13 protein-coding genes are annotated in these 16,133 nt (G+C 29.5%); all 13 read left to right on the top strand.

The window, feature by feature from the left end; genetic code table 11:
- Positions 1-233: 233 nt before the first annotated feature.
- The 13 genes from ACX6CF_RS09040 to ACX6CF_RS08980 all read left to right on the top strand — a co-directional run bounded on the left by ACX6CF_RS09040 (position 234) and on the right by ACX6CF_RS08980 (position 16,123).
- Entirely contained in the window at positions 234-3,278 is a 3,045-nt protein-coding gene (locus ACX6CF_RS09040) for a glycoside hydrolase family 2 TIM barrel-domain containing protein (RefSeq protein ID WP_458785000.1), read from the top strand.
- A gap of 14 nt (positions 3,279-3,292) precedes the next feature.
- A complete protein-coding gene (locus ACX6CF_RS09035; RefSeq protein ID WP_458784999.1) occupies positions 3,293-5,614 on the top strand; it encodes a glycoside hydrolase family 65 protein in 2,322 nt (773 codons plus the stop codon).
- A gap of 1 nt (position 5,615) precedes the next feature.
- The gene (locus tag ACX6CF_RS09030) at positions 5,616-6,521 is read left to right on the top strand and encodes a DMT family transporter (RefSeq protein ID WP_458784998.1); all 906 of its coding nucleotides are present in this window, start codon (positions 5,616-5,618) and stop codon (positions 6,519-6,521) included.
- Between the two features lie 59 nt (positions 6,522-6,580).
- The gene (locus tag ACX6CF_RS09025; RefSeq protein ID WP_458784997.1) at positions 6,581-7,501 is read left to right on the top strand and encodes a helix-turn-helix domain-containing protein; all 921 of its coding nucleotides are present in this window, start codon (positions 6,581-6,583) and stop codon (positions 7,499-7,501) included.
- Between the two features lie 515 nt (positions 7,502-8,016).
- A complete protein-coding gene (locus ACX6CF_RS09020; RefSeq protein ID WP_458784996.1) occupies positions 8,017-9,747 on the top strand; it encodes an ABC transporter ATP-binding protein in 1,731 nt (576 codons plus the stop codon).
- A complete protein-coding gene (locus ACX6CF_RS09015) occupies positions 9,740-10,168 on the top strand; it encodes a hypothetical protein (RefSeq protein WP_458784995.1) in 429 nt (142 codons plus the stop codon). Before ACX6CF_RS09020 ends, ACX6CF_RS09015 begins: the two co-directional genes overlap by 8 nt.
- 151 nt (positions 10,169-10,319) lie before the next feature.
- Complete coding sequence (locus ACX6CF_RS09010; protein ID WP_458784994.1) at positions 10,320-10,586, top strand: hypothetical protein; 267 nt, start codon at positions 10,320-10,322, stop codon at positions 10,584-10,586.
- 220 nt (positions 10,587-10,806) lie between these two features.
- The gene (locus ACX6CF_RS09005) at positions 10,807-11,496 is read left to right on the top strand and encodes a CPBP family glutamic-type intramembrane protease (RefSeq protein ID WP_458784993.1); all 690 of its coding nucleotides are present in this window, start codon (positions 10,807-10,809) and stop codon (positions 11,494-11,496) included.
- 23 nt (positions 11,497-11,519) lie between these two features.
- Complete coding sequence (locus ACX6CF_RS09000) at positions 11,520-11,822, top strand: hypothetical protein (RefSeq protein ID WP_458784992.1); 303 nt, start codon at positions 11,520-11,522, stop codon at positions 11,820-11,822.
- Positions 11,800-13,158, top strand: coding sequence for a B12-binding domain-containing radical SAM protein (locus tag ACX6CF_RS08995; RefSeq protein WP_458784991.1), 1,359 nt, complete (start codon positions 11,800-11,802; stop codon positions 13,156-13,158). The genes ACX6CF_RS09000 and ACX6CF_RS08995 overlap by 23 nt, the downstream gene beginning before the upstream one ends.
- Positions 13,155-13,370, top strand: coding sequence for a hypothetical protein (locus tag ACX6CF_RS08990; protein WP_212690973.1), 216 nt, complete (start codon positions 13,155-13,157; stop codon positions 13,368-13,370). The genes ACX6CF_RS08995 and ACX6CF_RS08990 overlap by 4 nt, the downstream gene beginning before the upstream one ends.
- Entirely contained in the window at positions 13,354-14,781 is a 1,428-nt protein-coding gene (locus tag ACX6CF_RS08985) for a PqqD family peptide modification chaperone (RefSeq protein ID WP_458784990.1), read from the top strand. Before ACX6CF_RS08990 ends, ACX6CF_RS08985 begins: the two co-directional genes overlap by 17 nt.
- Position 14,782: 1 nt before the next feature.
- Positions 14,783-16,123, top strand: a complete 1,341-nt coding sequence (locus ACX6CF_RS08980) for an aminotransferase family protein (protein ID WP_458784989.1) — start codon at positions 14,783-14,785, stop codon at positions 16,121-16,123.
- Positions 16,124-16,133: the final 10 nt, after the last annotated feature.

Here is a 16,133-nt window from a genome sequence, read left to right as displayed (position 1 = left end):
ATAGGTTTACTTATTAATAGTGATATATTACTTTAGAAGTTAATATTTATATAAAAAAGTATAGGTTTATCTAATTTTTATAATTAATTAATGTTTTTTATTTTTTAATAAAATAATTAGATGATAAACTATAAGCATAAGTATATTAGCATTAGTAATAATATCCTTGGCAGTGGATATTATAGTCTGTAGCAATGTATGGAATTGAATAATTTTTAGAATGGAGTGAAGATATGTTTCAACTTTCAGATTTTGATTGGAGCAATAATAAAATATTACATAAAAATAGAAAAAACTCAAGAGCTCATTTTTATCCTTATGGAAATGAAAGTTCAGCTATGAAATTCAACTGTAAGTTTTCTGATCGAATTATAAATCTAAATGGAGAGTGGAATTTTAAATGGTTCGATTCTCCATTCAGAGTAACCAATAATGAGCTGAATAGTCCTAATTATAATGATTATAAAAAAATAAAAGTGCCATTGAATTGGCAATATGATGGTTATGGTAAATTTATTTATACAGATTTATGGTATCCTTTTCCGGTAGATCCACCTAATATACCATCATCAGATAATGAAACCGGTATTTACAGAAGAAAAATTATGGTTGATAGCAATATGCTTGAAAACTTATCTATAAGATTTGAAGGTGTTGAAAGTGCTTTTCACTTATATGTTAATGGAGAACAAGTGGGTTACAGCCAAGGCAGTCGTATGCCAAGTGAATTTGATATAACAGCGTATGTTCATGAAGGGGAAAATGATTTGTGCATTGTTGTTTATCAATATTCTGATGCTACATATCTGGAAGATCAGGATATGTGGTGGCTTGGTGGTATAATCAGAGATGTTTATTTGATTATAAGAAAACAGTCATATATAGAAAATGTAAAGATGGATACTGACCTAGATATAAAAAATTCAACAGGTATATTAAATATCAGAAGCAAAATAATTGGAAATGATAATACATTGGATATAAATATTCATGAAGATGGTAAGTTAATTAAATCTATAGAAGATGCTGAACTAAATGCTACTATTATGCTTGAAGATGTTAAAGCATGGAGTGCAGAAGAGCCTTTTCTATATACAGTGATTGCTAAATTAAAATCATCAGATGGTGCATTAATTGAATCAGTACCTCAAAGAGTTGGATTCAGAAATTTAACTATTAAGAATGGTAATCTACTACTTAATAATCAAAGAATATTGATGAAAGGTGTTAACCGACATGAATATTCACCTATAAGTGGAAGAGCTGTAACTTATGAGCAGACATTTGAAGAGTTAACATTGATTAAAAGTAGTGGTATGAATGCAATAAGAACTTCCCATTATCCTAATAATCCTTTTTTCTATGATATTTGTGATGAATTAGGCATATATGTTATCGATGAAGCAGACTTGGAAACACATGGATTCGAAATAATTAAGCAAGATACTAGACTATGTAATGATGAAAAATGGCTTCCATCTTATATTGATAGAATAGAAAGAGTAGTTGAAAGAGATAGAAATCACCCTAGTATCATTTTATGGTCACTGGGAAATGAGTCATCATATGGAACTAACTTCAAGAAAATGTACGAATGGTGTAAAAAAAATGAACCTATCAGACCTGTGCATTATGAAGGTGATTTCAAGAATGAATCCATTGATGTAAGTAGTACAATGTATTCGTCAGTAGGTTATTTATATGAAATAGATACACAATCATCACCTAAGAGACCACATATATTATGTGAGTTTGCACATGCAATGGGTAATGGTCCAGGAAGCCTAAAAGAATACTATGAACTTGTAGAAAAATCAAATCGTATTCAGGGGATATTTGTATGGGAATTTAAAGACCAAGGAGTATACCAAAAAGATGATATAGGAAAAGAGCGATATTATTTTGGTGGAGAATTCGGAGAAAGATTTCATAATGGCAATTTTTGTATGGATGGACTATTAATGGCAGATTCAAAACCAACACCTGGTTTTTATGAGTATTCAAAAGTTATTGAAAATGTTCATATAGTAGATTTTTCATGGGATGAACAATACATTAAAGTAAAAAATAATTGGGATTTCTTGAAGTTGGATTGTTTAGATATGGTCTGTACTCTAATTGAAGATAGCAAGGAAGTTAAAACTACCGTTATGAAAATGCCTATGGTGAATCCCCATGAAATAGCGTATATCAAATTGGATGAATCTTTATATTGCTTATGTTATGGAAAAAATGTATGGCTAGATATTAGATTTGAATTGAACAAAGAACTTAAATGGGCTGAAAAAGGCTGGATAGCTGGATTTGATAGATTCGTTATAAAAGATTATCACCCTAAGAAAATAGTCAATCTTACACCTGCAAAAATAATAGAAAAAGAAAATGTGCTATCAGTAAGTGGAGAATCATTTGATTTTGATATTTCATTAATAGATGGAAGAATCTATAATTATACTTATAATGATAAATCTATTATAGATAAGGGACCACAACTTAATTATTACAGAGCATATACAGATAATGATATTGAAAATAAGAAAGTATGGGATGAAAAGCATATACATTCTATGATAATGAGCGTTCATAGCATTAATCACAATAGTGAGGGTAATCTTTTGAAAATAGTCTTAAAGGGAAAGTTTGCTCCAAAAGCATTAGAATGGAGTACCTTTGTTACTATTACTTATTCAGTATCTTATGATGGGTGTGTAAATATTAATTTTGATGGATCTTTTCATGGAGCTAAACCTGATCATTTGCCTAAAATTGGTTCTCAGATGAAAATAGGTAAGGAGTTTGTCGATATCCTATATCATGGAAGGGGTCCAGGTGAATGTTATTGTGATAGTCAGTGTAATACAAAAGATGGTATTTTTAGCTTAACATGGGATGAAATGGAATTTGGATATTTAACTCCACAAGAAAATGGAAATAGAACAGATGTTAAATGGGTTGTGTTAGCGGATGATAGTAATAATGGTTTTGCTATAGGAACTAATGAATCAATAGATTTTAGTATTAGGGATGTAGAAGATCATAATTTGAATGAAGCTAGATATCATTGCGATATACATAGAGAAGATTATCTGTTAGTCAATTGTGACATGAAAAATTCTGGATTAGGAAGCCAAAGCTGTGGTCCAGATAGAATGAATCAATATAAGGTGTTCACTATACCATTTAACTGGAATTTATCTATTATACCAATTAAGACTGATGATGAAAAAATAGCTATGGGAAGAAAAGTTATTGACTATGTTCATACAGCCATTAATTAGAATTGGAGGATAACATGACATATAAAAACAAGTTTACAAGTGAAATCAAAGATATAATATCAGAAGATGAATGGCTTATTGTAGAGGATAATTATAATCCAAGGGAAAATCTAGTGTATGAGACACTATTTGGATTAGCAAGTGGTTATATGGGAAATCGAGGTAGCCATGAAGAAGGAGATATAAAAAATACGTTGCCTGCAAACTATATTCATGGGATATTTGACAGATCAGAAGCCTTTCAAAGAGAATTATGTAATACTCCTGATTGGAATAAATTGAAAATGTATTATGAATGCGAACAGATAGGTATTGAGAGCGGAAAAGAATTAAGAGAGTATGTAAGAGTATTAGATATGAAAAAAGGTTTTGTTGCTAAGCATTATATTACAACTGCTTATGATGGAAGAGAGACTAGAGTAGAGATTATTAAATTCCTTAGTAGGAAGAATCCAAAATGCGGAGCATTTAAAGTATTCATTACACCACTAAATTATAAAGGAATCATTGAATTTGAAAATATCATTGATGGGACAATAACTAATTTTATGGATTTTCCGAGATTTCGAGTGAAGCATCTAAGTACAGAACAGGTGTGTGAATTTAGAGATCTTGGATGTTATATGGAAAGTGAAACCAGAGATGATAAAACTCCTATAGGTACAGGAACAGCAGTTTTAATAAAAGATGATAAGAATAATAATAAAATGAAAAGTAGGACTTTTAAGAAGTTTGGTGAAGTAGCTTGTGAATTTTTAGATGCTGATGTCAATCAAGGTGAGTCATTGATAATAGAAAAATATGTTAACATATGTACTGGTAGAGAGTCCAATAATGTAAAAGCTACTGTTCATCATGAACTTGAATCTTTGGTAGAAAGAGGTTTCGATAATGAGTTTAGTGAACATGTAAAAGAATATTCCAGACTATGGGATATGGCAGATATACAGATTACAGGGGATGCAGATATGGAAAAGGCTCTCAGGTTCAATATTTTTCATGTTATGAGTACACCTAATCCCAGTAATCCCTCTACTAATATTGGTGCTAAATTAATTCATGGTGAAGAATATGGAGGACATGCTTTTTGGGATACGGAATTATTTATTCTCCCGTTCTTTAATTATGTATTTCCAGATATCGCAAAAAATTTAGTGGAATATAGGTATCGTCTGATTGATAAAGCAAGAGAAAATGCTATCAATAATGGATATGAAGGAGCAAAATATCCTTGGGAATCAGCTGACACAGGAGATGAAGAATGTCCTGATTGGACAATCGAACCTGATGGTTCATGTTATAGATGCTACGTAGCGGATTATGAACAGCATGTAACGGCAGCAGTAGCATATGGGGCTAATAGATATTACAAATTTACTGATGACAAAGATTTCCTAGATAAAATGGGACTTGAATTAATAGTTGAAACAGGAAGGTTCTGGGTGTCTAGATTAGAATATAATAAAGAAAAAGATAGATATGAAATTAATAAAGTAACTGGACCTGATGAATGGCATGAACCAGTAAACAATAATGCATATACTAATCATCTAGCTAAATGGAATATCAAACAAGCATTAAAATACCTAAAATCATATAAAGAAAATGATAAGGAAATATATAATAAATTATTAAATAAGATTAATGTAGATGAAAATGATATAACAAAATGGGCTGATAAGGCAGATAAAATATATTTGAAAAGTTCAAGAGGATTAATTGAACAATATGATGGATATTATGATTTAGTAGATGCTGTAATAAATGAATGGGATAAAAATGGAATGCCGCTTCTACCTAATGAGCTAACTTCAATAAATAAGGAAGATAGGTGTATACTTAAACAAGCTGATGTGGTTATGCTTATGTTTCTGATGGAATATGATTTTGATATAGAAACACAAAAGACTAATTTTGAGTATTATGAAAAAAGAACGTTGCATCGCTCATCATTGAGCCCAAGCATCCATTGTTTAATGGGTCTTCGTGTTGGAGATCATAAAAGAGCTTATGAATATCTTTGTCGCTCTGCATATGTTGATATAAGAAATAATCAAGGAAATACTCGAGAAGGAATTCATGCAGCTTCAGCAGGAGGTACTTGGCAGTGTGTTACACTTGGGTATTGTGGAATGTCTGTAGATAATGATGGTACTTTAGTTTTTAAGCCCAAGTTACCAGATATATGGGAAAAAGTAAGCTACGCTATTAAATGGAAAGGTAATGTATTAAGAATATTAGTTACCAAAGACGATGTAATTGTAAAGGCAGATGACTGTAATAGTTCTTTTAGATATATTGTTAATGGTGAAGAACGAATCTATGGAGGAGCATAAAATGAAAGATAGATTAGAGTTAAGAGCTGATATACACCTTATTATTGTAGCAATCATTTGGGGGAGTGGATTTATAGCCACAGAATATGCTATTAAAGCTAATATGAATGTATCATTGATTATGGCTTCACGCTTTAGTGTAGCAGCTCTAATTTTACTATTTACATCAATACGACAATTAAAAGATATTAAGGGTAGAGAATTAAAGCATGGTATTATAGCAGGTTGTATATTATTTGTTGCTTTTTATACTCAGACTGTAGGGCAATCTACAACTACAGTGTCCAACAGTGCATTTATTACTGCTACTAATGTGATTATGGTACCTTTTATTGTTTGGTTAATTACAAGAAAACGACCTCCATTAAAATCTTTCATATTAGCTATATTTACTCTAATAGGGGTAGGGGTTTTAACTATTTCACCCATGAATGGAATTTCTTCGTTTAATTTTGGCGATTTAATGATATTTGTTTGTGCTATTGGATTTGCATTACATATTGCTTATTTAGAAATTGCTGTCAAAAACAGCAGCGCTAAGATAATCACTTTTGTTCAGATTACGACAGCGGCTATTTTATCAATCGTTGTATTATTAATATTTGACATGGATTCATTTGCATCAATTGATCTAGAAAGCGGATTGCCGGCTGTTTTATACCTAGGTATTTTTAGTACATGCATCTGCTATTTCATGCAGACAGCTGCTCAAAAATATACTTCCGCATCAAAAACTGGTATCATACTTTCCATGGAAGGTTTTTTTGGAACACTATTTTCAGTAATTTTATCGTTAGAACCTTTAACTGTTAAAATAATAATTGGAGGTGCTATCATACTTAGTGCGGTTATCCTAACTGAAATAGAAATAAAACCTAATCATAAGGTTAGCCGTAAAATTAACTGACTGGTAATTATTATATTTATGTTATAATGTATATAAACTAAAAATAATAAGGTGATATCATGCATAAACAAAAAATACATTCATTTGATGAATTATGTCCATATATACGTGAAGTGGGATTGCAACATCAAGATTCTTGGAGACACAAGTCCAGAAAGATATATGACCATCAGTTTCTATATTGTTTTAAAGGAACAGCAAATGTAAATATTTTAGATAGATATTATAAAATTAGAAGAGGCGATTTGATTCTCATACCACCTAATACATCTCATGAATTTTGGGTCGATGAAGATTTGTTAGGTGAATTATATTGGTTTCACTGCGATTTCTTCTATTGTGATGATAAAGAATGGCATTATAATTTTTATAATAATGCAGAAACATATATCACACTTTTCGGTGAGAACCTTAAATATACGGAACATATGAGAGAAAATCCAGTTTTTGATGATGGATATATGTTACCTGAATATATGAGGTTCAATAATCCTGATGAAGTTGAATATTTGTTTAGGAGTATCTATAACGCTTATATCAAACAAGATGATTATTGGCAGATATCGGCAAAGATATATTTTTTGGAGATACTTAAACATGTAATTAAACAGACTAACAATAAGAAAGAAAATGGTAATAAGAAGCAATATGTTGTTAATCAAATTAAAGTATATATTGCTAGGAATTATTACAAGAAACTATCTGTTAATGATATTTGTAGAGATACAGGTCTTAACTCTGAATACGCCAGTAGAATATTTAAACAGTTTCAAGGGGAGAAATTAGTAGAATATCTGAATAAATATAGGATAGCCCAGGCAAAAAAATTGTTTTTAGAAATGGATTTAAATGTTGCAGATATTGCAGATATGGTAGGTTTTAATAATGAAAATTATTTTTGCAGTGTATTCAAAAAGTTTGAAGGTAAAACCCCAGTTAAAGTTAGAGAAGACTTGTTAGAATTATTTTATTCATTATAATATTAGCTTTTATCAGGATATTCTTAAAAATATAATTTTTTTTGGTTCTTATATTAAATATTTTAATGTAAGAACCTATTTTTTGGCATAAAATATTAACTTACAGTGCTTAATATGGCAAAAAAGGTATGGAAAGTATATAAAAATACATAAAATTATAAAAACATACAATAAATAATACTTGTATTATTATTGAATATAAAATATAATGAATATATAAGAAAATTTAGAATTAATTAATTAATTGTAGAAATATAAACATTAATAATAATTTATTATATAATCTATTTTCATTAACATCTCTGGTTTTGCTGATATAAATTCCAACTGCAATATATATTTTTAATTATAACTAGTTTATCTATGCGGTGAACGTAAAATTACCAAAATAATTGTTTGATAATAAAATAATATGATAATAAAAAAAATATAAATAACAATATATATAAATACAATTTAAATATATATTATAAATAACGCTAAAAATATAAATTGATGAATGGAGCTGTTTACATATGCTAAAAGAATATCTAAAGAAATATGTCAAATATCTTAAACCATTTATAAGTTATGAAGCTATGATTTTTATTATTCTAGGGCTAAGTTCATTGATATCTTTAGTAAACCCACTACTATTCAAGGTTATCATAGATAGAGTTTTAATTCTAAAAGAAGTTGAATTATTAAATTATGTAATAGGCATATTCGTATTCTTTTACATTATTAATATTTTGATGTCATTTTGTAACGGTTATCTCAATCTATATGTAAATCAATCCATAGCTAAAAATATTAGAAACGATTTAGTGAATCACCTACAAAAATGCAAACTAAATGTTTTGGAAAATATCAAAGTAGGTGATGTAGTTAGTAAGAGTATCGATGATGTTGGTACAGTGACTGGATTCATGACAGATACTATTATTTCTATAATAAATAATCTGACTAATGTTATTATTACAGCGCTTGTCATGTTCTATTTCAGCTGGAAATTATCATTGATAGGTATATTCTCAGTTCTTATTCAAACATATATATCAACAAGATATGCTAAAAAAGTAAAAGTCAATCAAGAAGAGATTAGAGAAAAAGCGTCAGTACATATTAGTTTTCTAAAACAAATTATGTCTAGTATAAAAATAATTAAGGCTTACAGTAAAGAAGAAGCCAATTCAGAAAAATATGATAGTTTATTAAAAAAAATCATTCACCTAAGTTATGATAGGTTCTTAATAATTTTTAAACATAGTAGTTTTGTATCCTTGGTGTCTTTTGTAAGCTCTATGCTGATTTTTATTATTGCTATATATGAGATATATAAAGGAAATATGACCGTAGGAGTATTTTTTGTTTTTGATACTTTGGTTGAACGATTCAATCAATTTTCTGGTGCACTTATAAATATAAATATTAATATACAGAATGTAATGGTAGCATTTGGCAGGATAGAATCCATTTTCAATATAAAAAAAGAGGACGACCTATCAAATGAAACTATAGAAGGTTCTGATATCATTGTAGACAATCTTAGTTTTAAATACGAAGAAGATAGTGATATTGATGTAATAAAGAATCTCACATTACAATTCAAAAAAGGCAGTAAATATGCAATAATCGGTGAAAGTGGAGAAGGAAAATCAACTATATCCAATTTACTAATACGTTTATACGATATTGAAAAAGATAAAGGAAATATCATCATAGGAAATAAAAACATAAAAAATATTAATATTTATAAACTTAGGCAGAAAATTAGCGTAGTATTCCAAGAAAGTTATTTGATAAATGGCAGTATTGAAGAAAATATATTATATGGAAATAGTAATGTAGAAGAAAGTCATTTTCAAAAAATATTGGAGCTATGCCATATACAAGATTTTATTATTCAACTACCTAATGGTATACAAACTATAATAGGAGAAAATGGCTTCAATCTTTCAAGCGGACAGAAACAAAGGATATGTATAGCAAGAAGTCTTCTCAGAAATTCTGATATATACATTTTTGATGAATCATTTTCTAATCTTGATAAAAAACTAGAAAGTAAGATATACAATAATATATTAAAAGAATTCAGTGAGAAAACAATAATATTTATAATTCATAACTTAGATTTAATAAAGAATATGGATAATATTTGTGTATTGAAAAAAGGTAATATGGAAGCTATTGGAAGTAGTGATGAGCTTATAAGAAAATCAGAGACATACAGAGAATTATGGGAGAGGGGGAAAAGCATTGGATAATAAAAAAATGATTATAGTAGTTAAAGTAGTGTTTATACTTTGTTTTATACTAACCGGTCTTTTCTTGATAGGTCTTAATATGTTGAAAATACAAGAGAAATATATTGTTAATGGTAAGTTTATTGGAAAAGGCAAAGATACTTATTACATTACTAATATGCTTAACGATAATACTTTAGGCGAAGTTAATGAGACGCTTTTCCTTCTTACATATGATTTTTCCTTGGATAGTGAATATGAAGGGATAATAATTGAGAAAGATGAATGCGAACTTGGTCTGGAAGAAGGAGATGTCATTAGGTATAAGATTCGGTTTCAACCAGGTCTCAAAACATTTGATCCAGACAAATTATATGAATTTCAAGTGAGTAAGGATGAAAAAAGTCTGCTGTCAATACTACTTGAAAAATCTGGTATATAAATTAGTAGTTCCATTTCATTGCTAGCTAATCCTTAAATATAAATTAAGATTAGTTAATAAACATAGTTTCATAACATTATCTTTTTAATAGTGTACATATATATTCATTTGATAATCTTATGAAGTTATGTAAGGAAGGAGGTGCAGTAATATGTTACCAAAACCTAACATAATCAAAATGCCTAATGCTTCTACAAATATGTTTATGGGGTTGAATGGATGTGGTAGTGGATATAGTACTAGACCTGCTACTTATGATAGAACTGATTCTTGTAAAACTGCTTATTCATGTCACCCTGTATCAGGTGATAACTGTGTAGATTCAAGCTATAGCTCAGGATGTGGTTGGACATTAGGAATTGGAGCAGGTGGTGCTGCTGTAGGAGCAGGTGTTACAGTTGGTATTGCATTAACATAATATATTAGCTGATTACATTATTCTCAGGATTATCATTTATCCTGAGAGTAATGTAAAGAACGTTTTCAAGAATACGAGGTGATGACTTATACAAAAAGCGATTAAACTAATAAAAGCAAAAGATGATTATATATATATTATATTATATGTTGTTCCATTCTTTTATGTTGATACATATGGTTTGCTATTCTTAATAGCAGCGATCAGTATATTATTATTAATGAGATTTAATGAAAAAGTATGCATTAAAAAAGATAATATTCAATGGATGGATAGCATATATATAATTTTTAGTATTATAGGATGCTATCTCATTACGATTTTACTTGACTTAGGGTATTTTAATGAAGGACTAGTCATAAAGGGGATTAATCTAATTCCGTCATATATACTTGCTTATTATTTTATAATATCTATTGTTTATATGATAATAAGACAACCAATATATTTTAAAAATATGTGGAAGATCAATTCTAAGATAGGTCTATTTATAATACTTATATGTTTACCCAATATTATAACTAGTATAGTAAGAATTATCGTTGGTGCTTATAATTATATATCACCTGACAATCTAATTCAGAATATATTTCAATTTGTTTTTATGGCAGCTTTATTGGAAGAACTGTTTTTTAGAGGATTCTTATATAATTTTTTTAGAAATATTATTGGTAAAACTAATTCTACAATCATAACTTCACTTATATTCACATTTTGGCATATGTCATTAGTAAATAATGCGTTTAGCAATTATTCCATGTCAGCAAGCTATAATCTAATTGCTATCATGGTTTTAGGAGTAACTAATTGCTTGATAATTGAAAGAACTAAAAGTATTATCCCATGCATTGTTTTTCATGTAATCTTAAATGGGACATTTCTAAATTTGATATTACTATTTGTATACTAATTTTTCATGGATAGGAGGATATTATGGATAAGAATTTGGTACCAGAAGTTAAAACGATCAATTGGAAGGGTGAGGGGGATTATGCGGTAGTCAATAATAATTTCGAGAAATTACTTCTCAATAAATCTGTAAAACTTGTACTTGAATTAATCAATGGGATAAATACTATTGATGATATAAATAAGATATTAATCAATGAATACAAAGATACTGATGAACCTCGTTACATTGAAGAAATAGTTGGAAAATCAATACAACTATTAATTGACAATAACATAATTAATATGAAAGAGGATGAAATAGATGGGTGGTTGCAATACGAATAATATTTTACTGATTAATCTACCAATTCAAACTTATCTACAAAAAGATTTTTCAAGTGATACACAATATAATCCATCTTTAGGTCTCATTTCACTTGGAACATGGTTGGAACTTAATGGTTACTTAGCAACTATAATTGATCTATGCTATCATAGAATGACTTTCAAAGAGGTTGTTGATAATATTGAACAGCTGCAACCAATTTTAATTGGTATTTCGGTGTACACAGAAAATATTGATTTAGCAAAACTATTCGCTGAAAAAATCAAGTCAGTTTATCCCAATGTACCAATTGTATTAGGTGGACCTCATCCCACACTTGTACCAGAAGATGGTATGGAATCTCAATATGTTGATTATATTATTAGAAAAGAAGGAGAATCAACCATGCTTGAATTGGTTGAAGCCTTAGAAACCAACGAACATCTCATAAAGCTGGAAGATATTGATGGATTAGTTTTTAAAAGAAATGGAAGGATTATTAAGAATAAGCTTAGAAAACAATGTGCAGATCTGGATATAGCTCCACTGGTAAAAAGAGATTTGGTAGATATATCAAAATATAAGGAAATAATAAATATATTTACAAGCAGAGGATGTCCCGGTAGATGCATATATTGTTCAGCAACTACATTATCAGGAGCTACATACAGGGTTAGAAATATAGAAAATGTATTCATGGAAATAGTTATGATGCGAGCATTATTGAATACAAAAGTAATGAAAATATATATTGTTGATGATACATTCACAGCTATTCCAAATAGAGTTAAAAAATTTACTGAATTAATGAGCGAATACGATCCTGACATCTATTGGCATTGTGAATCAAGAATAGATGTGATGTCAGAAGAATTACTCAATCTCATGTCGGAAAATAAGTGTATAGCAATACAATATGGGATTGAAAGTGCCAGTCAAGAAGTCTTGGATAGCATTAGAAAAGGAATAAATCTGACCAAAGCAAGAAAAATAATTGATTATACTTATAAGAAAAAGATATTCCTTTGTCTATCTTTCATGGTAGGGCATTTCTGCGATACCAAAGACACCATGGAAGAAACATATCTATTCATAAAGGAGATGTATGAAAAATATAGAGCTGAAATTGCACTGTCATTTAACACTCCTTTTCCAGGAACATGGCAACATACGCATAAAGACGAACTAGGATTAGAAATAACTGCTGACAGATACAAACAATATTCTTTATTGGATCCTATCGTCAAAACGGATAGTTTTACCGTTAACGACCAAAGAGAAATATTCTATAAATCATCTAAATATCTAGCTAGAGCTGTAAAAATAGAAAGTTTGAAAAGAGAGTGGGTAAAGTGATAAATAAAATAATTTTGAGAACTACATCCAACTTAAGTTTTTGTGGAGAAATAGTTACTAATAATCTGTTAAATGAAAAGGGAGCATTATTGAAGACCAGTCCAAAATCAGATATCAAGATATGGTGTCCTATTGATGAAATTAAGACTATCATATATCCAGATGGAAAAAAAGTTGAAGGGGAGGATATAAAACATGAACTTAGATTATGATAAAATTTATAAATTGGATAATGAGTTTGAAATCATGAAAAAAGATAATAAATACTTATTTATTGACTACGATAATGTCAATTGGCTTAGAACCAATTCCACGGGTAAAGAAATATTGAATAGATGTGATGGAAAAGAAACCTTACAAAACGTTATACAACAAATATCAAAATTATATTCCTTTGGAACTGATTTTCTAAAAGAACAATTCAGGGATTTCTTAAAAGAAGCTATCAATAAGGAATTATTACTGGAATCAGGTCACTCCAAAACTATTTTGGAACCAGCTTCAGCAGAGTATCCTAATGATGTATGGATACATGTTACAGAAAAATGTAATCTAAGATGCCCATTTTGTTATTCCAATTCAACATGTACTGATGTGGAGCAAGAAGAGGTAGATATTGATGGTGTAATAGGTTTTCTAGAAAAAATACCGAAAGATTATCGTAGTACAGTTTTAATCAGTGGTGGAGAACCATTTCTATTTGGGGGATTACCAGCGTTGACAAAAAGGTTGAATGAACTAGAATACAAGAATATTGTAATAATAACTAATGGTACTGTAGGTAATGAAATATATGAGGAAGTCTTACCTAATATACATACTTTACAGGTATCAGTTGATGGTACCGAAGCTGAGTTTCATGAAAAAACAAGAGGTGTGGGCTCATTTGATAAGATGTTAAACAGCCTTCAATTAGCTAAAAAACTAAACATAAAAAGGTTGATTATTTCATTTACACCTACTAAATATAATATTAGTAATTTGCCTGAAATACCAAAATTTGCTTATGAACATGATATAGATAGCATTCATCTTACTAGATTAATGCCTGTAGGCAGAGGGGTAGATAACAAACCTATAATTGAAGCAGACCCTAATGAATATGAGGATAATGTTAGAGAATTCTTAAAGAATATGGAAAGAATAAATAGACGTATCCACTATATTAGAGAGACGGAAGAGTTTTTCCTAGAAGAGGATAAGAAGAGAAGATATGTTGAACTATCAATGGCAGCAGATCAAACTAAGAAAGTCATCAACAGACATAAGGTTACCAATTGCAGTCTAGGATGCGGTACTATAAGTATCAGCAGTGACAATAATGTGTATCCATGTCCTTCTCTTCAACATGAAGAATATAGGTTAGGAAATATATTAGAAGATGATATGGCAGAAATTATGCAAAGAGGTAAAGATATATCATTAAAATATTCTGTAGATAATATATCAACATGTAAAGATTGTAAAATGAGATATTTTTGTGGAGGAGGATGCAGAGCGTGTGCTCTTGGTAATGAAGATAATATTGAAGGGGAAGACCCTTTGTGTGAATATTATATGAATGCTATGCTTGAAATAATATGGAACTATTCAAGACCAATCATTGATAAAGAGGGGGCATAAGATGAACAATTTGAATCTAAGGAATATCATTTCTCATGATATGGACTTCAAGTACCCTGTATGGCACCCCTATTCATCAGTCAACAAAGATTATTTCAGTATGCGTAATTTTGTTCGTGGTGAAGGTATCTATTTATTTGATGTAAACAATAAAAAATATATTGATGCATCAAGTGGTTTGTGGAATATCGCCTTAGGTTATGGTAATGAAAAAATAATATCTGCAATAAATAGACAGTTACATGATTTACCTTTTACTTCACTTTTTTATTATACTAATCCAATAATCATTGCTTGTGCTAATAAGCTATTATCCCTTAGTAAATGTGATATGAAGAAAGTGTTTTTTACATGTTCAGGTTCTGAAAGTATAGAATTGGCTATTAAAACTATGAGAGAATTCTGGAGTATTAGAGGACGTAATGATAAAAAGACAATCATAAGTTTTAATAATTCATATCATGGTACACATTATGGAAGTATGGGAGTAAGCGGATTAAGCAGGAAACACATAGCAGGATATGGACCATTAGTAGATGATATAGTTTTCTTTGACCCTGAGATAGAACAGAAAGATATATCTGAAAATGAAAGAGAAAGTCATGAATTGCAGAATATAGAAAAATATATCATTAAGAATCATGATACAATAGCTGGTATTTTGATGGAACCTATTCTAGCCTCTAATGGTGTATCTATTATAACTAATAGATATATTGACTTGATACAGAGATTATGTACAGAACATAATATTTTGATGACAGTAGATGAAGTCACAGTAGGATTCTATAGAACTGGTGATGCATTATACAGTAATAGCCTTAATATTGAACCGGATATCATATGTATGGCTAAGGGGATTAACAATGGGTATCTTCCTTTGGGTGCAGTCATGTTCAATGAGAAGTTATATTCAGTATATAATGAGTCTGATAAATTATTATATCATGGTACTACTCAAGGAGGTAACCTAGTATCATGTGCGGCGTGTATAGCTGCCATAGAAGAGTATTCAAGACTTAATATTGGAGAGAATGTGAAACATATTAATTCATACATAATGGATAAGCTAAGTAAAAATATTATCAATCATAAAAATGTTAATAATATTTGGGGCAAAGGGTGTCTTCTACAAATAGAGCTTATAAAAGGAAAGAAGAATAATAGTCATCTTTCCATACAACAGATAGGGATATTGAAATATGAATTATTGAAGAAAGGTTTAATAGTATCTCATGCTGAGTCAGGGTTGACATTATTGCCTATGTTGATTATGAATGAAGAACAAGTAGATGAATTAGTAAGTATTCTTGAGCAAGTATTTAGTAGTATAGTATTTTGATTGGGGTTTT

The organism is Vallitalea sediminicola (genome assembly GCF_054408565.1).
The sequence above is the reverse complement of the archived record's forward strand: the minus strand, read 5'-3'. Positions and strand labels throughout refer to the sequence as shown.

Bases quoted from the DNA above. Each gene is read 5' to 3' on its own strand.
- ACX6CF_RS09030 (WP_458784998.1), top strand. From the start codon at position 5,616: ATGAAAGATAGATTAGAGTTAAGAGCTGATATACACCTTATTATTGTA.
- ACX6CF_RS09035 (WP_458784999.1), top strand. From the start codon at position 3,293: ATGACATATAAAAACAAGTTTACAAGTGAAATCAAAGATATAATATCA.
- ACX6CF_RS09010 (WP_458784994.1), top strand. From the start codon at position 10,320: ATGTTACCAAAACCTAACATAATCAAAATGCCTAATGCTTCTACAAAT.
- ACX6CF_RS08985 (WP_458784990.1), top strand. From the start codon at position 13,354: ATGAACTTAGATTATGATAAAATTTATAAATTGGATAATGAGTTTGAA.
- ACX6CF_RS09040 (WP_458785000.1), top strand. From the start codon at position 234: ATGTTTCAACTTTCAGATTTTGATTGGAGCAATAATAAAATATTACAT.
- ACX6CF_RS08980 (WP_458784989.1), top strand. From the start codon at position 14,783: ATGAACAATTTGAATCTAAGGAATATCATTTCTCATGATATGGACTTC.
- ACX6CF_RS09005 (WP_458784993.1), top strand. From the start codon at position 10,807: ATGAGATTTAATGAAAAAGTATGCATTAAAAAAGATAATATTCAATGG.
- ACX6CF_RS09025 (WP_458784997.1), top strand. From the start codon at position 6,581: ATGCATAAACAAAAAATACATTCATTTGATGAATTATGTCCATATATA.
- ACX6CF_RS09020 (WP_458784996.1), top strand. From the start codon at position 8,017: ATGCTAAAAGAATATCTAAAGAAATATGTCAAATATCTTAAACCATTT.
- ACX6CF_RS09000 (WP_458784992.1), top strand. From the start codon at position 11,520: ATGGATAAGAATTTGGTACCAGAAGTTAAAACGATCAATTGGAAGGGT.
- ACX6CF_RS08995 (WP_458784991.1), top strand. From the start codon at position 11,800: ATGGGTGGTTGCAATACGAATAATATTTTACTGATTAATCTACCAATT.